19 protein-coding genes are annotated in these 17,743 nt (G+C 42.7%); 5 read left to right on the top strand and 14 right to left on the bottom strand.

The features are described from left to right. Window positions 1-125: 125 nt before the first annotated feature. Window positions 126-2,000, top strand: coding sequence for an ABC transporter ATP-binding protein (locus tag RAM70_RS04270; protein ID WP_045361385.1), 1,875 nt, complete (start codon window positions 126-128; stop codon window positions 1,998-2,000). Here the strand turns inward: RAM70_RS04270 and RAM70_RS04275 are convergent. Further along, window positions 1,993-3,390, bottom strand: a complete 1,398-nt coding sequence (locus tag RAM70_RS04275) for an amidase (RefSeq protein WP_045361387.1) — start codon at window positions 3,388-3,390, stop codon at window positions 1,993-1,995. The two genes, RAM70_RS04270 and RAM70_RS04275, sit on opposite strands and share 8 nt — an antisense overlap. 145 nt (window positions 3,391-3,535) lie before the next feature. Here RAM70_RS04275 and pyrR point away from each other — a divergent pair, with 145 nt between their 5' ends. After that, window positions 3,536-4,069, top strand: coding sequence for a bifunctional pyr operon transcriptional regulator/uracil phosphoribosyltransferase PyrR (gene pyrR, locus RAM70_RS04280; protein WP_004162618.1), 534 nt, complete (start codon window positions 3,536-3,538; stop codon window positions 4,067-4,069). Between the two features lie 16 nt (window positions 4,070-4,085). On the opposite strand, the gene RAM70_RS04285 is transcribed toward pyrR, so the two are convergent. The 5 genes from RAM70_RS04285 to RAM70_RS04305 form a co-directional block, all read right to left on the bottom strand. Beyond that, complete coding sequence (locus RAM70_RS04285; RefSeq protein WP_193745637.1) at window positions 4,086-4,361, bottom strand: GlsB/YeaQ/YmgE family stress response membrane protein; 276 nt, start codon at window positions 4,359-4,361, stop codon at window positions 4,086-4,088. A gap of 14 nt (window positions 4,362-4,375) precedes the next feature. After that, window positions 4,376-4,612 carry a CsbD family protein gene (locus RAM70_RS04290; RefSeq protein WP_045361389.1) on the bottom strand — a complete coding sequence of 79 codons (237 nt, stop codon included), beginning with the start codon at window positions 4,610-4,612 and terminating at the stop codon, window positions 4,376-4,378. A gap of 270 nt (window positions 4,613-4,882) precedes the next feature. Then, window positions 4,883-5,665, bottom strand: coding sequence for an endonuclease/exonuclease/phosphatase family protein (locus RAM70_RS04295; RefSeq protein WP_045361391.1), 783 nt, complete (start codon window positions 5,663-5,665; stop codon window positions 4,883-4,885). A 148-nt stretch (window positions 5,666-5,813) separates the two neighbouring features. After that, window positions 5,814-7,430 carry an ABC transporter substrate-binding protein gene (locus tag RAM70_RS04300; RefSeq protein WP_287998482.1) on the bottom strand — a complete coding sequence of 539 codons (1,617 nt, stop codon included), beginning with the start codon at window positions 7,428-7,430 and terminating at the stop codon, window positions 5,814-5,816. A gap of 525 nt (window positions 7,431-7,955) precedes the next feature. Beyond that, window positions 7,956-8,495: a pentapeptide repeat-containing protein gene (locus tag RAM70_RS04305; RefSeq protein WP_045361394.1), complete on the bottom strand. Its 540-nt coding sequence runs from the start codon at window positions 8,493-8,495 to the stop codon at window positions 7,956-7,958. 69 nt (window positions 8,496-8,564) lie between these two features. Between RAM70_RS04305 and RAM70_RS04310 the strand changes: the two genes are divergently transcribed. Together RAM70_RS04310 and RAM70_RS04315 are read left to right on the top strand one after the other, a co-directional pair. Next, window positions 8,565-9,182: a DedA family protein gene (locus tag RAM70_RS04310; protein ID WP_002775352.1), complete on the top strand. Its 618-nt coding sequence runs from the start codon at window positions 8,565-8,567 to the stop codon at window positions 9,180-9,182. Window positions 9,183-9,410: 228 nt separating this feature from the next. Then, window positions 9,411-10,181, top strand: coding sequence for an FkbM family methyltransferase (locus tag RAM70_RS04315; protein WP_045361395.1), 771 nt, complete (start codon window positions 9,411-9,413; stop codon window positions 10,179-10,181). 28 nt (window positions 10,182-10,209) lie between these two features. Here RAM70_RS04315 and RAM70_RS04320 read toward each other — a convergent pair whose 3' ends face one another. The 4 genes from RAM70_RS04320 to menB all read right to left on the bottom strand — a co-directional run bounded on the left by RAM70_RS04320 (window position 10,210) and on the right by menB (window position 13,875). Beyond that, window positions 10,210-11,295: a glycosyltransferase family 4 protein gene (locus RAM70_RS04320; protein WP_045361396.1), complete on the bottom strand. Its 1,086-nt coding sequence runs from the start codon at window positions 11,293-11,295 to the stop codon at window positions 10,210-10,212. 271 nt (window positions 11,296-11,566) lie between these two features. Then, entirely contained in the window at window positions 11,567-12,373 is an 807-nt protein-coding gene (locus RAM70_RS04325; RefSeq protein ID WP_312672436.1) for a TylF/MycF/NovP-related O-methyltransferase, read from the bottom strand. A 118-nt stretch (window positions 12,374-12,491) separates the two neighbouring features. Then, entirely contained in the window at window positions 12,492-12,794 is a 303-nt protein-coding gene (rbp, locus tag RAM70_RS04330) for an RNA-binding regulator (protein WP_045361399.1), read from the bottom strand. A 247-nt stretch (window positions 12,795-13,041) separates the two neighbouring features. Continuing rightward, complete coding sequence (gene menB / locus RAM70_RS04335) at window positions 13,042-13,875, bottom strand: 1,4-dihydroxy-2-naphthoyl-CoA synthase (protein WP_012267160.1); 834 nt, start codon at window positions 13,873-13,875, stop codon at window positions 13,042-13,044. Window positions 13,876-14,062: 187 nt separating this feature from the next. Here menB and RAM70_RS04340 point away from each other — a divergent pair, with 187 nt between their 5' ends. Next, complete coding sequence (locus tag RAM70_RS04340; RefSeq protein ID WP_072024900.1) at window positions 14,063-14,203, top strand: type II toxin-antitoxin system HicB family antitoxin; 141 nt, start codon at window positions 14,063-14,065, stop codon at window positions 14,201-14,203. 137 nt (window positions 14,204-14,340) lie between these two features. Here the strand turns inward: RAM70_RS04340 and RAM70_RS04345 are convergent, their stop codons facing one another. The 4 genes from RAM70_RS04345 to RAM70_RS04360 form a co-directional block, all read right to left on the bottom strand. Next, window positions 14,341-15,282: a glycosyltransferase family 2 protein gene (locus tag RAM70_RS04345; protein ID WP_045361402.1), complete on the bottom strand. Its 942-nt coding sequence runs from the start codon at window positions 15,280-15,282 to the stop codon at window positions 14,341-14,343. Between the two features lie 54 nt (window positions 15,283-15,336). Next, window positions 15,337-16,020: a 2-C-methyl-D-erythritol 4-phosphate cytidylyltransferase gene (ispD, locus tag RAM70_RS04350; RefSeq protein WP_045361404.1), complete on the bottom strand. Its 684-nt coding sequence runs from the start codon at window positions 16,018-16,020 to the stop codon at window positions 15,337-15,339. 229 nt (window positions 16,021-16,249) lie between these two features. Then, on the bottom strand, window positions 16,250-16,648 hold the full coding sequence (locus tag RAM70_RS04355) for a DUF1824 family protein (protein WP_045361406.1): 399 nt from the start codon (window positions 16,646-16,648) through the stop codon (window positions 16,250-16,252). A 176-nt stretch (window positions 16,649-16,824) separates the two neighbouring features. Continuing rightward, the gene (locus tag RAM70_RS04360) at window positions 16,825-17,475 is read right to left on the bottom strand and encodes a hypothetical protein (RefSeq protein WP_045361407.1); all 651 of its coding nucleotides are present in this window, start codon (window positions 17,473-17,475) and stop codon (window positions 16,825-16,827) included. Window positions 17,476-17,743 lie beyond the last annotated feature (268 nt).

Genomic DNA, 17,743 nt, shown 5'->3' on the forward strand with positions numbered 1-17,743 from the left:
ATCAAGAGAAAATGTAACCTGATTGGGTAAGTAAAACTTCCCACCTCACCAATAAGATAACTGCTATATAGTTAAAATTGACAACTTAGGTTAAGATGATGCTAGGTTTCACCAGTTAAAGACCCATGGATAACAAAGTTCTCGACGTTCGCCATCTCACCGTTGAATTTTCTAATCAGAAAAGAACAACAGTCGCCGTTAATAACATTAGTTTTAGCTTGCAGAAAGGTCAAGTTCTCGGTTGTGTGGGGGAGTCGGGTTCAGGAAAATCCGTCACCTCCCTCGCACTCATGGGACTGGTTCCCTCTCCGGGAAAAATTACCGCGGGAGAAATTTGCTTTCGTCCGGCAAAAGGTCAGTCAATGCAAGCAGTGGATTTATTATCTATTCCCCCGGAAGAATTGCGTTATTATCGCGGGGGAGAAATGGCGATGATTTTCCAAGAACCAATGAGTTCTCTTAATCCAGTTTATAACATCGAGTTTCAACTCACCGAAGCAATTTTACTGCACCAAAAAGTCAGCACTGAACAGGCAAAAAATCAAGCCATCTCTCTACTGCAAGAAGTGCGCTTATTACCCAGTGATGAACAGTTAGAGGAGAAGTATATAGAAACTTTTCCCTTAGAAAATAAGGGTCATGTCAGAGAAAAAATTAGAACTTATATTCAAGAACAAAAAGAAGCAATTCTCAAGCGTTATCCTCACGAATTATCGGGGGGACAATTACAAAGGGTAATGATTGCCATGGCGATCTCTTGTAATCCTACCCTATTAATTGCCGATGAACCAACCACCGCTTTAGATGTGACTGTCCAAGCAGAAATATTAAGATTATTACGCGATTTGTGTAAAAGCGATCGAGAAATGTCAATGGTTTTTATCTCCCACGATTTAGGAGTTATTAATGAAATTGCCGATCAAATTGTCGTGATGTATCAAGGAGAAATCGTCGAACAGGGAACGAAAGAAGAAGTATTAAATTCTCCCCAACATCCCTACACAAAAGGTTTACTTGCCTGTCGCCCCCGCTTAAACTCTCGTCCAGAAAAATTGCCCACCGTCAGCGATTTTTTACGAGTCGAAAAAGACTCTCAAGGTAAGATTATTGACTTACAGGAAATTACTCCACCAGCAGTTAAGTTTATTACTCTCCAAGAGGAAGAAAGCAGAATTGAAGGTTTACAGAATCACGAGAATATTTTATCGGTAGAAAATTTATCGGTTAGATTTCCTGTTAAGGGAGTTTTCGGGCAAGTAAAGACCTTTTTTAATGCCGTAGATCAGGTCAGTTTTGCTGTTAAACGGGGGGAAACCCTCGGTTTAGTCGGTGAATCTGGCTGCGGAAAATCCACTTTAGCAAGGACAATTCTGCGCTTAATTCCTGCCACTTCTGGAGATATCTATTTCCGAGGAGAAAATCTCGCTAAATTAAACCCCAGCGATCCAAAATTAAGACTACTGCGACGGGAATTACAGATAGTTTTTCAGAATCCCTACAACTCCCTGAATCCCCGTTTATCCATCGGTAAAGCAATTTTAGAACCGATGGTTATTCATCATACTGGCGGCAATTCCCAAAAGCGACGGCAACGAGTAGAATATTTATTAGAACGAGTTAAACTTGATCCTAATTGGTTCGATCGCTATCCCCATCAATTATCAGGAGGACAACGACAAAGGGTTTGTATTGCCCGCGCTTTAGCCTTAAATCCTCAGTTTATTATCTGTGATGAATCTGTCTCTGCTTTAGATGTTTCCGTGCAAGCGGGAGTCTTAAATTTACTCAAAGAATTACAGCAGGAATTTAATCTCACTTATATCTTTATTTCCCACGATTTAAGTGTCGTCAGATTTATGAGCGATCGGATTATGGTGATGAATAAAGGTAAAATTGAGGAAATGGGTACAGCTAACCAAATTATTAACTCTCCCCAAAGTGATTACACCCGTAAACTTATCGCTTCTATTCCCCAATTTACCGAAAGTCTTGCTAGTTAAAATTAGCCATCAAACCGAAAGGATTAGCTGCCTCTAATTGTGCCGATAAACCTAACAAAGTGATTTCATCGGCAGGTTTGCCCACTAACTGAATTGCCACGGGTAAACCCTGACTATCCACTCCCGTGGGTAAAGCAATCGCAGGTAAACCACTCGCATTAGCAATCGGAGAAGGGGCAATCCAACTAATCATCTTATTAATCGTTTCTTCCGGTGGTAAATTTTCCCACTCACCAATTCCGGGGGGTTGATGTAGAAAAATTGGCAAAAGTAAGACATCAAAATTATCAAACATCGCCACAATTTGCCGCGAAATAACGTGCATCTGCCGCACCGCTTGCAGGTATTCCCCAGCGCTGCCAGAATTGTCTAATAACCATTGGTTCAGGGGACTTAATAACTCCCTGGGAATTGCCGCCGCTGCCGTCCCCGCTTGCCAAATACGGCGAAAAGGAGCGATTAAAGCCTGTAAATCGGGAGAATACTCCGTTAAGTGATGCCCCATGTCCTCTAAAATTTTAGCCGTCTCGATCACAGCATTTTTATAGACGGAAGCCGCTTCGCCGAAGGGGGATATGGAAGTAGAAAAAGCGATTCTCAGGGGTTTTACGCCTCTCTGAGTGGCTTCTAGAAAAGAAAAGGGCGGATCGGGTAGCCAGTAGGGATCGCCCGTCGTATAGCCCGAAATCACGGTAAGCAGCGCCGCCCCATCTGCCACCGTCTTAGAAAGAGTGCCGTTAGTGGCGATACCGCTTTGAAATTCCCCCACCGGGGCATAGGAAACGCGCCCGCGACTGGGTTTTATCCCCACCAAACCGCAACAACCCGCCGGAGTACGAATGGAACCGCCACCGTCGGAACCCTGGGCAATCGGGCAGAAACCCGCCGCTACCGCCGCCGCCGCACCGCCACTGGAACCTCCTGCGGTATAATCGCGGTTGAAGGGGTTACGAGTCGGCAAAAAACCCGGATTTTCGGTGTAGGGAAAGGACCCTAGCTGGGAAGTGGCAGTTTTGCCCAGAAGGATAAAACCCGCCATTTTCATTCTGGTGACGATTCCTTCGTCGTATTGGGCAATATTTCCCTGTAAAGCGGCGACTCCGTAACTAACCGGCATTCCGGCGACGGCATTTAAGTCTTTAATGGCGGTGGGAACTCCAAAAAAAGGCGGTAATTCGGCAGTATCGGTGATTTGACTTAATTGTTCCGTTTGGGCGCTCGCGGTTGCTAGGGCGCTTTCCCCGGCGACATGGACAAAACTACCGATTTGACAGTCAAATTTCTCAATTCTATCGAGGTATAAATGGGTTAATTCTAGGGGGGAGATTTGTTTAGTGCGAATCAGTTGGGCTAATTCTAGGGCAGATTTTTGCAATAATTCATCACTCATGAGCGATCGAGTTAAAATAGGTAAGTGAAAATAATTATATTCGTTAGTGGGAAGATGGTTTTAAAGGAAAAAAGAAAAAGTAAAAAAAGGTATCCATTGCCGTAAAAATTTCCCTATCCCCTATCCCCCCTTGTCTTGGAAAATTATGACCCCACAGTTAATTGAAATTCTCTCGGCTGACGAAATTCGTCGCACCATTACCCGTTTAGCTTCCGAAGTTATCGAAAAAAGTGGCGATTTAAATAACTTGATTTTGATCGGTATCTACACGCGAGGAGTGCCTTTAGCTAATTTAATTGCTAGTCAAATTGAGAGCTTAGAAGGGGTAAAAGTTCCCGTGGGAGCGATCGATATTACCTTCTATCGCGACGATCTTGATCGCATTAAAACCCGCACTCCTGCTAAAACCAAAATGCCCCTAGATGTCACGGGAAAAACCGTGATTTTAGTCGATGATGTTATCTATAAAGGTCGCACGATCCGCGCCGCTTTCAATGCTATTATTGAGTATGGCAGACCGCAAAAAATCCGCTTATTAGTCCTCGTTGATCGTGGTCATCGGGAATTACCAATTCACCCGGATTTTACGGGCAAAAAACTACCCACTGCAGCCGAGGAACAGGTAAAGGTTTATCTACAAGAGATTGACGGCAAAGATGGGGTGGAATTAATCAAATAAACAGGAGTTAAGACTATTAGCGAGGAAGGAGTTTGGTAACTAATCCCCAGAGGAAAATAAACAGGATTGCCCCGATAATAGCCACAAAAATACCCGGTATGCTCAAGCTAGAACTCCCTAGGGCAAAACTGCCAGTTTGAAGCAAATTTAACAGGGTTCCCCCCACAAAAGCCCCGATAATTCCTAGCAAAGTCGTGGCAAAAATACCACCCCCCTGTCGCCCAGGATAAATAGCTTTTGCGATCGCACCAGCAATAAAGCCCAAAATCATCCAAGAAATGACATTAATCATGATTTTAATCCCGTTCAGTTAATTTTGTCTTTGATGTTTTCGATTGCGTCCTGGGCGGCGTTTTTCATGTCCTCCAACAAATTTTCTGCCTTATCTTTGACATCAGCTGCCACGTTCATTGCCGCTGCTTGTAGCTGCTTTAATTCTCCTTCTGCTTTCATTTTCTCGTCGCCAGTTAATTCTCCAGCAGCCGATTGTACTTTCCCCTCGACATTTTTGGCAGCCGCTTTCATTTTGTCTTCGATGCTCATAAATTTTTCCTCGGTCAAGAAATTGTTATTGTTATTTTTATAACACAAATGCGGTAATTACTGCCCTTTAAAAACGTAAATAAATCTTAAGTTTTTGGGAATAATTATTATTGGTTTCGCCATTGAGAGCGATCTATATCTGGCAAGGCTTGCGCTTATTGTTAATTTTTTTGCCGTTTAAAAAACTTAACAAATTTAACCATCGAATCACCAGAGTCTGCTGAAGCTTTCAGCCTCTATATATTTGCTAAATACAAAAATCATCTATTTTTAGGGCAAGGTAAAAGCAGCAATTACGGGATAATGATCGGAAGGAATAAGATTCAGCCAACGAGAAGGATCGACTTTTGCCCAATCTAACTGCAAACGGCTATCATAATAAATGGTATCGATGGCTAAATAGGGGGTATCGGTGTAATTATTAAAGCTCATTTGTTCGGCTAATTCCAAATCGGCTAAAGCATCCTTTAATCTAATTTCTGACTGGAGAGGTTGAGTTAAAATCTGACGGGGTAATTGCTGAGAATTAACATTAAAATCCCCCGTTAAAAATAGGTAATCTTTTGTTAAATTTAGTTGACAAAAATGCTCCTGTATGCACTTAGCCCCTAAGTCCTTAGCTTGGTCACTATAGTAATCGAGATGGGTGTTATAAAACTGCAAAGTTTGCCCCTCAAGAGTGCGAAATTTAGCTCCCGTTACCATGCGGGGATAAGGATTACCCCAAGCTTCAGTGATACTGCCAATAATATCGGGAGTTTCTGATAGCCAAAATTCGTATATTTCTAAACATTTTAACCGACTTGGTTGATATAAAATCGCACAATGTTCATCTAATCCTGTCCCCCTGCGATCACTACCTAAACTTTGGTATTTTGGCAATAAACGGTGTAGATCCAATAGTTGATTAGCGCGAGCTTCCTGAGTACCAATTATATCGGGAGAATAGTGAGCAATTAAAGCCGCTACGGCTTCCCTTCTTACTCGCCAATTACGCTCATCGGTATCGGGTTTATCGTAGCGAATATTAAAGGACATTGCTGTTAGTTTCATAGGAAAATGGAGAATGGGGAAGGAAATAGAGAGTTTTGTCAGTGAACAGTAAACAGTAATCAGTGAACTGAAAACTCACATCTGATAACTGATAACTGATAACTAATAACTGATAACTGATTCAATGCTGACTCCTAATAATTAATTATCAGGATTTTTTGGCGATTGTCCAGAAGGGAAAAGTTTGACTGGGATTGATGATAACTCCCCTGATGCCATTGCGAGCAAAAGCGTATTCCTTGGTTTGCCAAAGGGGAATATAGGGAACTTCATCGGCGAGAATTTCTTGAATTTTGCCAAAAATTTGCTTTCTTTTGGCTGGGTTACTTTCCCGACGGGATTGGTCGATTAATTGATTCATTTCTTGACTATAAAAAAATGAGCCTTGACTTTGCGATCCTCCTTCTTCGCAGCCAGTTTCTGGGGAACCTTTAGCACAATCTAAAAAGGGATAAATATAGTTATCTGCATCCAAAAAATCGGGATACCAATTAGATAGAGCAGTGGTATAAAGTCCCCGGCTAATATTACGGAAAAATGCCGCTCCTAGGATACTATTGGGTTCAAATTGAATCATATTATCTAAATCCCGTTTTGCTAGAGCTTTCATCACCGCCGCCACGGTGCTGGAAGTGATCGATCCGGAGGAGTGCCAAACTTCTACAATCGCGGGTTTTTCTTGACTATAACCAGCAGTTTTTAGTAATTGTTTTGCTTGCTCTATATTATGGTTGCCATAGCGCTCTTTAAACACCGGTTGTGACTCGGAAAAAGTAGTAGGAATGAGACTAAAAAGAGGGATGCCTTGACCTTGTAAAATGCGATCATTAAGTAAATCTCGATCGACTAGAGAAGCAATTGCTTGTCGCACTAAAATATTATCGGTGGGTTCACTTTTGAGATTGACGCTCATAAAGTTAATTGCTGCCCCAGAAGATTCGATGGCTTGCCATTTTCCCTGGTCTGCTTCTGTGCGTAGTTTTCTCACTTGAGGAGGGAGTAAAGATTGATAGGCAATATCCACCGCACCCGTCTGAAAACCGTTGAATAAATTGGCAGGATTAGAGAGATAAATTTGAACATTAACTCCCTTATTTTTGGCCGGTTCTCCCCAATAGCGATCAAAGGCTTCTAAACTAAAAGAATCGCTAGTAACTGCTTTTAATTGATAATGTCCTGTGCCGATAAATTCTTCGGGTTTAAATTTACCCTCGCCAATTTGATAAAATTTGGGTGAAACTGCACAGGCTCCAGGGTAAGCTAAAAGAGCGGGAAAGGCGGCAAAAGGTCTGGTTAGTTTAATAGTAATTTCGTCTTCTTTTGTAGCGGTAATTTTATCAATTGTATCCCGAAGAAGAAAGGAAGGTTCACCACCATTTTTGATAAATCTTTCTAGGGAAAACTTCATCGCCTCCGCGTTAAAAACCGTGCCATCATGAAAAATAACCCCTCGACGTACTGGGATAGTATAAGTCAAACCATCGGGGCTAATTTCGGGCAATTCCGTGGCCAAGAGAGGCTTTAAATTAGTGGTTCCTTCCGCGTAGGTGTAGAGAGTTTCACCGAGATTATAAATAATAAAAAGTCCCGCTAACTCATAACTATCGGCAGGATCGATCGAGCGTGGTTTTAGGGTTGTCCCGATCATCAAGCGATCGCTATCCCCTCGGGGTAAATTGGAATTAGTGGACTGACAGCCCACGGTCAGAAGAAGACAGAGGCAAAATAAACTTAAATAGCGGTAAAGTCGGCGTAAAGGTCTCATCGATGGCGATTAACGGCAGCTAGGTATCAATCAATCCTATCATTTTTGAGCATAATCTTTTCTACTAGGTTGCCTTAAGTAAGTAAATTGATTGCTTAATTGGTTGGGAAAAATTCTTCAATAACTGCACTGATTACCCAGATAATTAAACTAAATTTTCTGGTCGAGGATGGCAAAAACTTGATAAATTTGGCCAAGAATAAGACCCAGGGCAGCAAAGGGGTTAAATGGTTGAGAATAGCTGGAGCTATGGAGGCAGATAAACAGGGAAATGGTCAAGATTTTTAAACCTAGAGCAGCTGACAGCAACTGATTAGAAACTGCTCTTCTTTTATAAATTTCTTGGATAATTAATTTTTCAGAGTTCAAAAATGGCAGAAATAAGGATTAAATGGCATAAAGTCTATAAATAGACCATTTAACTGATTATTGTTCATTCTTAATTCTCCTGACTCCTGACTACTGGCTACTGACTCCCAACCCTAACAACAATTTTTGATTTTTACAAGAGGTCTTATCAGCCATTTAGGTTAATCCTGTCCCTTCTAAACAAGCTCGATCGAAAATTGCCCCCGGGGTTACTGCCGAGGCTAAACTAGCACAAAGAAGATTGGCATCAGTAAAATTTGTTCCGCGTAAAATCGCCCCGAAAAAAATTGCTTCCTCTAAATCGGTTGCCGACAGATCTGCCCCGGACAGATTAGCGCTAGTAAAATCCGCTTGGGTTAAAATCGCCCCAACAAAACTCACTCCCCGGCCATCGACACCGCGAAAATCCGCCCCAGACAAATCTAGATGATTAAAAACCGCCCCGGCTAAAAAAGCACCGGCCAAACTTGCCCCGGTCACGATCGCATCGAGGAGAATTGCCCCGCGTAAATCGGCATTCCGAAAATCTGCTCCCCTTAAATTTGCCCCAGTTAGGTCAGCACCGCGCAAATTTGCCCGTAAATTCGCCCCTGCTAGGTCTGCACCCGCTAAATCAGCCCCTGACAAGTTCATGCCCGCTAAATCTTTTATCTGACCCTGACGAATTGCTAATAAATCAATACTGGGAAAAGTCATGTTCAGCCACGGTTAAATACTGTAAAAATATCTTAGAATATTCGTAAACCTTTGTTAAGAAAGCGCTCCATGTCCCTAGAGCTATTATCCCTAGAAAATATTGAAGAAATCGCCCACCAATACGGATACTGGGCAGTATTTATCGGCATCACCCTCGAAAATACCGGGATTCCCATCCCCGGGGAAACCATCACAATTGTCGGCGGCTTCCTTGCCGGTAGCGGTGATTTGAACTATTGGTTAGTTTTAGTCAGCGCAATTACAGGAGCAGTTTTGGGCGATAATTTTGGCTATTGGCTCGGTCGCGCTGGAGGTTGGCCGTTTTTGTTAAAAGTTGGCAAATTCTTTCGGATTCCCCCCCAAAAACTAGAATTAGCCAAGGATCAATTTAGTAAAAATGCACCCCGGGCGGTCTTTTTCGGTCGTTTCGTGGCTTTGTTAAGAATCTTTGCCGGTCCCATGGCGGGAATTGCCCGAATGCCCTACGGTCGCTTTTTCCTCTGTAATCTCGGTGGGGCAACGGTGTGGGCGACGATTATGGTGACATTATCTTTCTTTTTAGGCCGTTTGTTCCCCTTGCACCAGTTAGTTAGTTCTATGGCTCGTTTTGGTATCTTGGCTTTAATTATCGTCCTGGCCTGGACAATTATTCACCCCATCCTTGAGTCACGGAAAAAGGTGGCTTAAGTCCGTAATTTCAGTTATCAGTTATCAGCTTTTGAAGGCAAGAGGCAACAGGCACTCGTGCAAAAGACAGAATCTGACAATTCTCCTACCTAAAAAGAAGGTTAGAAACTAGGCACATCAAAGCTTTTAGCTATCCCCTGGAAAGGGAGGCTTGTTACCTCATTCTTGACGGGGAGCGATTCGTGGTGTTAGTATAATTTTGTCCAAGATTACAACTATACATCAACGGTGATAGCCAAAAAAATTACTTTTTCTAATGGATTAGAATGTTACTACAGTAGTAGCAAAGAGGAAACAGAATACATTTTTTCGGAAATATTTACTGAAAGGCAATATGAAGGGCATGATATTGTCATCAAAGAAGGCGATGTGATCTTTGATGTTGGAGCCAATATCGGTCTATTCTCTATTTTTGTCAAGGGAGTTGAACCAACAGCAAAAGTTTTCGCCTTTGAGCCAATCAGTCCAACTTTTGAGGTTTTGCAAAAAAATATTCATTTGCATTCTTTAGAGGATGTTGTTTTATTTAACTGTGGATTAAGTTCAGAAAATAACCGAGCAAAAATCTTTACTTTTTATCCTAATATGTCTGCTAATTCAACCACAAAGCCAGAGGATACCTTGGCTGAATTAGAAGATATTAAAGTCGATCAGAATTCCCAAAAAATAGAAAATTTGTTTGAAGAGTTTTTCCAAGAAAAAGAACAAGTAGTCTGTGAAGTAAAAACTCTATCCTCCGTAATTAATGAACTCGGTATCGACTCCATCGATTTATTGAAAATTGACGTGGAAGGAGAAGAATACGAAGTATTTCAAAGCATCGAAGCTAAAGACTGGCCAAAAATTAAGCAAATAGTGGCTGAAATTCACGATCAGAAGGGACGCTTAAAGCAAATAAGCCAAATGCTGGCAGATAACGGCTTCAAAATTCAACTAGAAAAAAGAGAACTGTTACCTTCGACATTCGTGGATATTTTCCATTTATACGCTGTGCGTTAGTAGTTAAATTTTCATTGTCAAATTTAATCTATTTTTCTAGAAAATTGGTTAATAACTGACTGAAACGTTGGGCAATAATCGGTGCATCAAATTCTGAAACTTTCGCTCTACCTGCTTTCCCTAAGGAACGAGCTTTTTCTGGATTTAGAAGCACTTCTGCTAATTTACTGGCTAAATCTTCAGCATCTAAGGGATTGGCTAATAGACCTTGTACACCATCTTCAATCAACTCCGGTGTCGAGGAAGAACGACTGGCGACAATCGGTTTATAACTGGCCATAGCTTCAGCAAAAACTAGGCCAAATCCTTCTTGCAGACTAGGTAAACAAAAAACTTGACAATCAAGATATTCTTGGATCAGTTCTTGATAGGAAAGATAGCCGAGAAAATTAACATTTTGCTCTAAATTGAGTTCTTGTGCTAGACGGCGTAAATTATTCCATTCAGGACCTTTGCTGGCAATTCTTACCTCTAGATCAGGTATTTGACGGCGGAGAATTGCGGCGGCGCGGATTAAAGTGGCAACATTTTTGCGGGGATACTGGACACCGACACAAAACACCGTCGGCCTCCTCTGCTCGCGGTTTTTTTCCTCATACTTGACCGAGGCGACCGCTGCATCCCACCCTTTGAGATCAATTAGAGGATGAACAATCTCGATATTGCCATCATACTGATAAAGTTGCTTGAGTCTAGTACGCGAATATTCACTGGTAGAGATGACCAGAGCCGCACGATGGACGCTCACTTTCTCGGCCTTTGCCATCAATTCTAAGGAAGTTCGCACCCAACCCCGCTCAAAGGTGGCTTCATCGGCAATAATACCGTGAATATAAACGATAAAAGGGACTTTCAGGCGATCGCTGATGGCGTAACCATCCATATCGTAACCTACCACCACATCATAGTGGTCAAAGCGACGGGGATGGAGTCGCCAATTCCAAAGAAAGCGATGCGCCATATAGCCTAACGGCCCCGATGCTTTGGCTGGCGAGAAGACATCAACCAGATGACCCTGGGAGCGTAACTCGTTAGTCAGATGGATATTGGTGACGAAAGTACCACTTCCGAGCTTGACATTTTGGGGAGTTGCTGTGATGATTGCTATCTTCATTTTTTGTCAAAGTTTATGGCAGCGGTTGGATGATGATGGGAAAATCAGAACAAATAAGGTAGGCGGGAGTAGGTGCGAATCAAATCTTGATTTTCCCTGATAACATTCTCAAAATCTATCTTTCTTAAAACTTTCTCATTTTAGCTGTCCAGCCAGACAAATGAGCAGTTTTAAAGAGATTTAAAGAGGATTTGGTTCTGTATTTACCCCCGACAAACTGGATATTCAGAGGCAATTTACGGGTACAGACGAACGGATATCTTTGCGTCCGTTAGCCTTTTTTCCTCAAAACGATGAAATGTCCGTATCGAGTATCTGGAATCATGTACTCATAGACCTTTTCCCGATCATTTTTATCTTGAATAAATTCATCTACAGCCGTCTTTGGGCCCGAAGAAAAGAAACCGTAGTCATCGACGATGATAATCGCTCCGAGGGGGGTGATCGGGTGGAGAAACTCTAGTACCTGTTTGATTGGTTCGTACAGATCGAAATCCACATAGGCGAAAGAAACCCTCGCTGGTAAATTTTCCCCTCGATCGAGGATTCGATCGAAAAATCCTTTGTGAATTACATAGCGATGTTCGGGAAAAGAAATCTTCCGTAATCGCTCTAGAACCATTCCCTCACGGCATCGCATTTTTCCCCTATAGGCTTCCATATTCCCCAAATCGAAAATATCGTGGAGCAAGTGATCTTTTTCCGAGGGGGCGGGCAAACCTTGAAAGGAATCGAATAGATGTAAGGTCTTGTCCGTTCCGGCGATTTCATTGGCGATCAGTGCGGAGGTTTCTCCCTGCGCCACACCAAACTCGCACACATCGCCCTCTACCTCCCGACACCGGGCTAAACCCTGCACGAGATAATAGGCCTCTGAAGGAGGCGTGCCGAGCAATGTGGTTAATAGATGCAGACGAAGATCGTTAGGCTCTATTACGGGGTCGGATTCGTTGAGCCTTCCCTCGTAGGCCTGTGCCAGATTAGCGAAATTATCGAACCAGATCGGCAGCTCCGATGTGCGGTGGAGTGGTTCATCCTCGATCAAGGACGAAATCGGGGCAATGGATTGATCATTCATAGCTGTTACCCATTTACAATGGGCATTAGGATGTTAGAAAACAAACGCAGATTTATTAATTATCAATAGGAAAGCGGTTATTTCTGATAACCGCTTCTGGAATCTTACAAGAATCTCTTTAACGTTCGCGGCGACCGAAGTTTTTGCGCTCACCGCCGCCACCACCACCAAAATTATCTTCTCTGGGACGAGCTTTATTAACTTTCATCTGTCGTCCCATCCATTCGGCCCCGTCAAGAGTTTCGATCGCCTTTGCTTCTTCCTCATCGGAGGACATTTCCACAAAACCAAAACCGCGCATTTTACCCGTTGCTTGATCTACGGGCAAGTGAATGCGACTAACCGTGCCGTATTCAGCGAATACGCCGTACAAGTCCTCTTTCGTGACTTCATAAACCAGATTACCAACGTAAATCGTCATGGATTGTCTCCCAATATCACAGCCATTTTGAGAAGGAGATCGGACACAACCCAGTCAAGATCATCAGGGAAAAACCGCTTCTGTTTGAAACCAATGCTGCTACCGAACCTAACTACTCTCTCTAAACTAGCATAGCTTATCAGTGAGCAGTGATCAGTAGGAGTATGGAGTATTAAGTGGGCAGTATTATAGGGCAGTTTTCTGCTTTCTTTTCACTGATCACTGATTACTGTTTACTGATCACTGATTAGGGTAGCCAAGGATATTGACTAAAATCGGGGGGACGTTTTTCCAGAAAAGCCTGTTTACCTTCAGCCCCTTCGGCGGTCATATAGTAGAGTAAAGTGGCATTACCCGCTAACTCCTGTAAACCCGCTTGACCATCACAATCAGCATTAAAAGCCGATTTTAGGCAGCGAATCGCCAAGGGACTTTTTTCGAGAATTTCTAGGGACCATTTAATCCCTTCCTGCTCTAATTCCTCTACCGGGACGACATGGTTAACCAAACCCATTTCTAACGCTTGTTGGGCGTTATACTGCCGACAGAGAAACCAAATCTCGCGAGCTTTTTTCTGACCCACTACCCGGGCCAGATAACTAGAGCCAAAACCGCCGTCAAAACTGCCCACTTTCGGACCGGTCTGGCCAAAAATGGCGTTATCCGCTGCTAAGGTTAAATCACAAACCAAGTGTAAAACATGACCGCCCCCGACCGCATAACCTGCCACCAGCGCGATAACTACCTTGGGGATGGAGCGAATTAATTTCTGTAAATCCAGCACATTGAGCCGGGGTACGCCATCATCGCCAATATAACCCGCCTGACCGCGCACCGTCTGATCGCCGCCGGAACAAAAAGCATACTTCCCATCGCTGTGGGGACCTGCACCCGTGAGCAATACTACCCCAATGCGCGCATCCTCGCGAGCATCACAGAAAGCGTCGTAAAGCTCAAAAACTGTCTTCGGACGGAAGGCATTACGCTTATGGGGGCGATTGATGGTAATTTTGGCGATTCCCCCCCATTTATGGTAAAGAATATCCTCGTAGGTTTTGACGGATTGCCATTCAACGGTCATGGTCTCGGTTATAGGCACAGCTTTTTTACCTTACCCTATTTTGTCCCCCACTTTGAAGCAGGGAGCGCCAGAATAGGGGGATGGATAGTTGACGGACAAGGTTTAAAGCTGATTCCTTTCTTGATATTTTCTGAGTGTTTATTCAAAATATATTGATCCTATTTGCTAACTTTAAAGAGGTAAAAATATGAGTACAATTAATAAAACTAAGCTGGAATTATTAGAGTTTTATTTGGCACTAAAATATCCAATAACAATTTATCCTGATGATCAGGGTGGATATGTATCGGAAATTAAAGACCTTCCGGGATGTTTCACTCAGGGATAAACCATAGAAGAAACCTTAATCAGTAAACAGTAATCAGTAATCAGTAATCAGTGAACTGAAAACTTACATCTGATAACCGATAACTGATCACTGATCACTGAAAACTCACATCTGATAACCGAGAACTGATAACTGAATTAAAGCCATTCGATTTCTTTAGCTTTTTCGGGTAATTTGGCCGTGGCTTGTCCCTGGCTGCGGGACTGAAACCCAATTAAATCGAGGGGAGTAGCCAATAAATCTACTATATCAGCTTTACCAAACAGTAACTTGAGGGTATTTTTTGGTAGTTCTTTTAATAACCAACGACCGAGATGATAAATTAATTCGGAACTGGTAAAATTCCTTTGTAAATCACAACCATGTAGTTCATGCAAATAGCGATTTGAACGGCCGTAGCGTTGAAATTGACTGCGAAAACTCTTGATAGTCGAACGATGACGATGGGAAATAACGGCGGTGGGTGCATAGGCTAATTGCCATTGAGTTTCTCGTAAAATTCGCCAGCAGATATCGGCATCGCCACCCGTGGTTAAATAAGGACGAAATAGACCAACTTTCTCGAAAGCGGCTTTTCTAATTGCTAGATTAGCTGTTTGACCGTAGGGAGAAAAAGGGTGTTCTAAGAGAAATTTTTGCGAGAGAATCTCTCGACGTTCAGCATATTTTTCTAGGATAGAGTTACCAGTTAAGGCGAATATTTCCCCCGCAACGATACCAATATCAGCATCACCAAAGGGTTTAACTATTTCTGCTAACCATTGATAGGAAGGACGACAATCGGCATCGGTAAAAACTAACAGATCATAACGGGCATTTTTTATGCCTAAATTACGAGCGGCGTAGGAACTTTGAATCTGATTTTCTGTAAGAACAACTAACGGAAATCCTGACCCTTTACTCTCGATCACTGCCTGTTCTAAAATAGACCCTGTTTGATCGCTGCTATTGTTATTTACGAGAAGATACTCCACTTGCTCTCGGGGATAGGTTTGACTTTGCAAACATTTGAGCAAATCGGGAAGATCATCTTCACCATTGTAGATGGGAATGATTACTGATATAAAGGGAAAAGTCATCAGAGACCGCCTAGAGTTGACCGCTACCTAGTCTAATACAATTACTGTCAACTTTTATGGCAAACGTTGACTTAAAATATATTCGGCAATTGCCAGATCCCCCGGAGTAGTAATTTTTAAGTTAGTTTCTTCCCCGACGACAATTTTGACGGGAAAACCACATTTTTCTAATAAGGCGGCATCGTCGGTGACTTCCCAATCTAATTTTCGGCCCTGTTCATGACATTCTTTTAATAATTTTACCTGAAAACCCTGGGGCGTTTGGGCTGCCCACAACCGCGAGCGATCGGGTGTATCCTCAATCCAACCCTTGCTATCGACAATTTTAATCGTATCTTTCACCGGAATCGCCGCTATGAAACCCTGACAAGTGGCTAAAGCGGCGGCACAGCGATCGAATAATTCGGGAGTGGCTAAACAGCGCGCCCCATCGTGAATTAAAACCGTCTCAGCCCCCTCTGGTAGGGCTTGTAAGCCATTATAAACCGATTTTTGTCTGGTTTCGCCTCCTTGGATGATTTGCACGGGTTTAAGGACATTTATGGCGGTGATAATTTCTTGGATATCGTTAAAGTCTTCCGGTTGTGCCATAATCCCAATCCAGATAATTGCCCTGGATTGCATGGCAGCCAGCAAAGTCCAAGCGAGGAGAGGTTTTCCGTGCAGGGTGAGCAGTAACTTATTGCGATCGCTGCCCATCCGTTTACCCATTCCCGCTGCTGGAATTAACAAATACATATTTTTTTCAGGTAAAAAGTTAAGAATTCAGTGGACAGGAGTGGGGAGCTTTTTGGTTGTTAAGTAAGTGGTTTCAATTAAATTGAAGATAGATTTTGTCTTTGATCCCCCCTGCCCCCCTTGATAAGGGGGGTATCTGACAATTTTTAACACCCACCTACTTATTTGTAAATAGTAATCACTGTCCGGCTGATGGTTAATCGCTTAAATAAGCCCAAAACTATCCCTCTTAAGAGAATAAATCGAGGGGAAAGTGACCATAAGTACCGACTAATTGATCATTTTCTGATTGACAAGAAATCAGAACACCGCGATAGGTTCCCGTGTAGGAATCGAGATAGGAAGCTTGTCTTTGGGTACTGTATTTAATATACACCGCTCCCGGTTCTGGCTGGTCTTCTGGGAGAGTATTAGGTAGGGGGTATCCTAGGGCTTGTAGATAACTTTTTAGGGCTTTAAATCCCTCTTCATTGTTATCGGCACAGATACCTAAATTAATTGATTCCGAACCTTGGTTAACTAATAAAATTGCCTGTCTTAGAGCTTCTTCTTCTTCAGAGGATTGGGCAATTTTTAGTTGAATACAGCCATATTCTTTTAGGAGTTTCAAGGCTTCTTCAATAGACATGAGCGGTTAGATATGTGGGGCTAAAGATAAAAAATAAACTGTTGCTGCTGTCCTTAACGACAAATTCCCAAGAAAAAAAGCCCTAAATCATTGGGGTTTGGAGATAGGAAAATTTTGCATTGGTCTTAATCGTAAGATCGCCAATTTCGATCATATCAGGTTGGGGACAAGAAAATTTATCGGGGTTGTTCGATCGCTCCAGGTTGTGCGTACATTTCACTCACTGCTTTTTGATAGCCGAAGTAAGCACCTATAATAATTCCAGCACCAAAACCAATCGCTAGGTAAGGCAAAATTATACTGAGGGGAAAAGAGGAATGTCTCCGATGAGATAGGGAAAATCCCTCACCAGTCGCCACAATATTCTCAGCCGCTTCAGTGAACTCCTCCCGTTTCTCTAGGGCTTTTTCTTCAGTTGTTTCAGAGTCTTCCAAAGCTTCTGGGACATCTTCCGGGTTATTTTCGGCAATTTCTGCGGTTATTGTCGGCAAAGAGTTTAATTTGGTGACATGATTGACGATTAAATCATCTTGACTCAGGGTTATCGATTCTTGCCAAACGGGGATATCAGATTCCTTGGTCATACCGTAAACGATCACTTGTTCTAATCCATCGATGCCCAAGCTTTTGATTTCTGCCGACAAAAAAGGTAATAACTTGTGTTGATTGGGTATTCTTTTGGATTGAACTTTTAGAGTCAGGGCATTTTCTTGTGAGGTGGCTGCAATCACCTCTATTTTTCTGGTTAAGAGACTTCGGTTAAGTAGGGCAATAATAGCGGCTGCATCTTGCTGTTTAGCGGCATGGATAAGTTGTGACTGATTCATGACCTTGAGGGACTAAGGATGGTATATCATACCATTTTTCTTTATTCGTGGCAGGCATCTTATTTCCCTCTCCCACCCCCCCGATGTCGGGGGGGGTTGGGGGTGAGGGTAATTAACCATCTCTGCCATTACTTTAGAAAAATGGTACTACACTAAATCCTCTTGAAAAGGTATAGCAGAGTGGGAAGTGGGCAGTGGGTTTTTAAAGTGGGATTGGCGGTTAATCATACTATTAAAAGCGGATTTAGTATCGGTCTGTCCATCCCCG

The sequence above is a fragment of the Microcystis wesenbergii NRERC-220 genome, assembly GCF_032027425.1.
Taxonomy (GTDB): Bacteria; Cyanobacteriota; Cyanobacteriia; order Cyanobacteriales; family Microcystaceae; genus Microcystis; species Microcystis wesenbergii_A.

Bases quoted from the DNA above. Each gene is read 5' to 3' on its own strand.
- RAM70_RS04355 (WP_045361406.1), bottom strand. From the start codon at position 16,648: ATGTCTATTGAAGAAGCCTTGAAACTCCTAAAAGAATATGGCTGTATT.
- RAM70_RS04300 (WP_287998482.1), bottom strand. From the start codon at position 7,430: ATGAGACCTTTACGCCGACTTTACCGCTATTTAAGTTTATTTTGCCTC.
- RAM70_RS04285 (WP_193745637.1), bottom strand. From the start codon at position 4,361: ATGATTAATGTCATTTCTTGGATGATTTTGGGCTTTATTGCTGGTGCG.
- ispD (WP_045361404.1), bottom strand. From the start codon at position 16,020: ATGTATTTGTTAATTCCAGCAGCGGGAATGGGTAAACGGATGGGCAGC.
- RAM70_RS04295 (WP_045361391.1), bottom strand. From the start codon at position 5,665: ATGAAACTAACAGCAATGTCCTTTAATATTCGCTACGATAAACCCGAT.
- RAM70_RS04290 (WP_045361389.1), bottom strand. From the start codon at position 4,612: ATGAGCATCGAAGACAAAATGAAAGCGGCTGCCAAAAATGTCGAGGGG.
- RAM70_RS04270 (WP_045361385.1), top strand. From the start codon at position 126: ATGGATAACAAAGTTCTCGACGTTCGCCATCTCACCGTTGAATTTTCT.
- RAM70_RS04310 (WP_002775352.1), top strand. From the start codon at position 8,565: ATGTCCCTAGAGCTATTATCCCTAGAAAATATTGAAGAAATCGCCCAC.
- RAM70_RS04325 (WP_312672436.1), bottom strand. From the start codon at position 12,373: ATGAATGATCAATCCATTGCCCCGATTTCGTCCTTGATCGAGGATGAA.
- RAM70_RS04340 (WP_072024900.1), top strand. From the start codon at position 14,063: ATGAGTACAATTAATAAAACTAAGCTGGAATTATTAGAGTTTTATTTG.
- menB (WP_012267160.1), bottom strand. From the start codon at position 13,875: ATGACCGTTGAATGGCAATCCGTCAAAACCTACGAGGATATTCTTTAC.
- RAM70_RS04345 (WP_045361402.1), bottom strand. From the start codon at position 15,282: ATGACTTTTCCCTTTATATCAGTAATCATTCCCATCTACAATGGTGAA.
- RAM70_RS04360 (WP_045361407.1), bottom strand. From the start codon at position 17,475: ATGAATCAGTCACAACTTATCCATGCCGCTAAACAGCAAGATGCAGCC.
- RAM70_RS04275 (WP_045361387.1), bottom strand. From the start codon at position 3,390: ATGAGTGATGAATTATTGCAAAAATCTGCCCTAGAATTAGCCCAACTG.
- RAM70_RS04305 (WP_045361394.1), bottom strand. From the start codon at position 8,495: ATGACTTTTCCCAGTATTGATTTATTAGCAATTCGTCAGGGTCAGATA.
- RAM70_RS04320 (WP_045361396.1), bottom strand. From the start codon at position 11,295: ATGAAGATAGCAATCATCACAGCAACTCCCCAAAATGTCAAGCTCGGA.
- pyrR (WP_004162618.1), top strand. From the start codon at position 3,536: ATGACCCCACAGTTAATTGAAATTCTCTCGGCTGACGAAATTCGTCGC.
- rbp (WP_045361399.1), bottom strand. From the start codon at position 12,794: ATGACGATTTACGTTGGTAATCTGGTTTATGAAGTCACGAAAGAGGAC.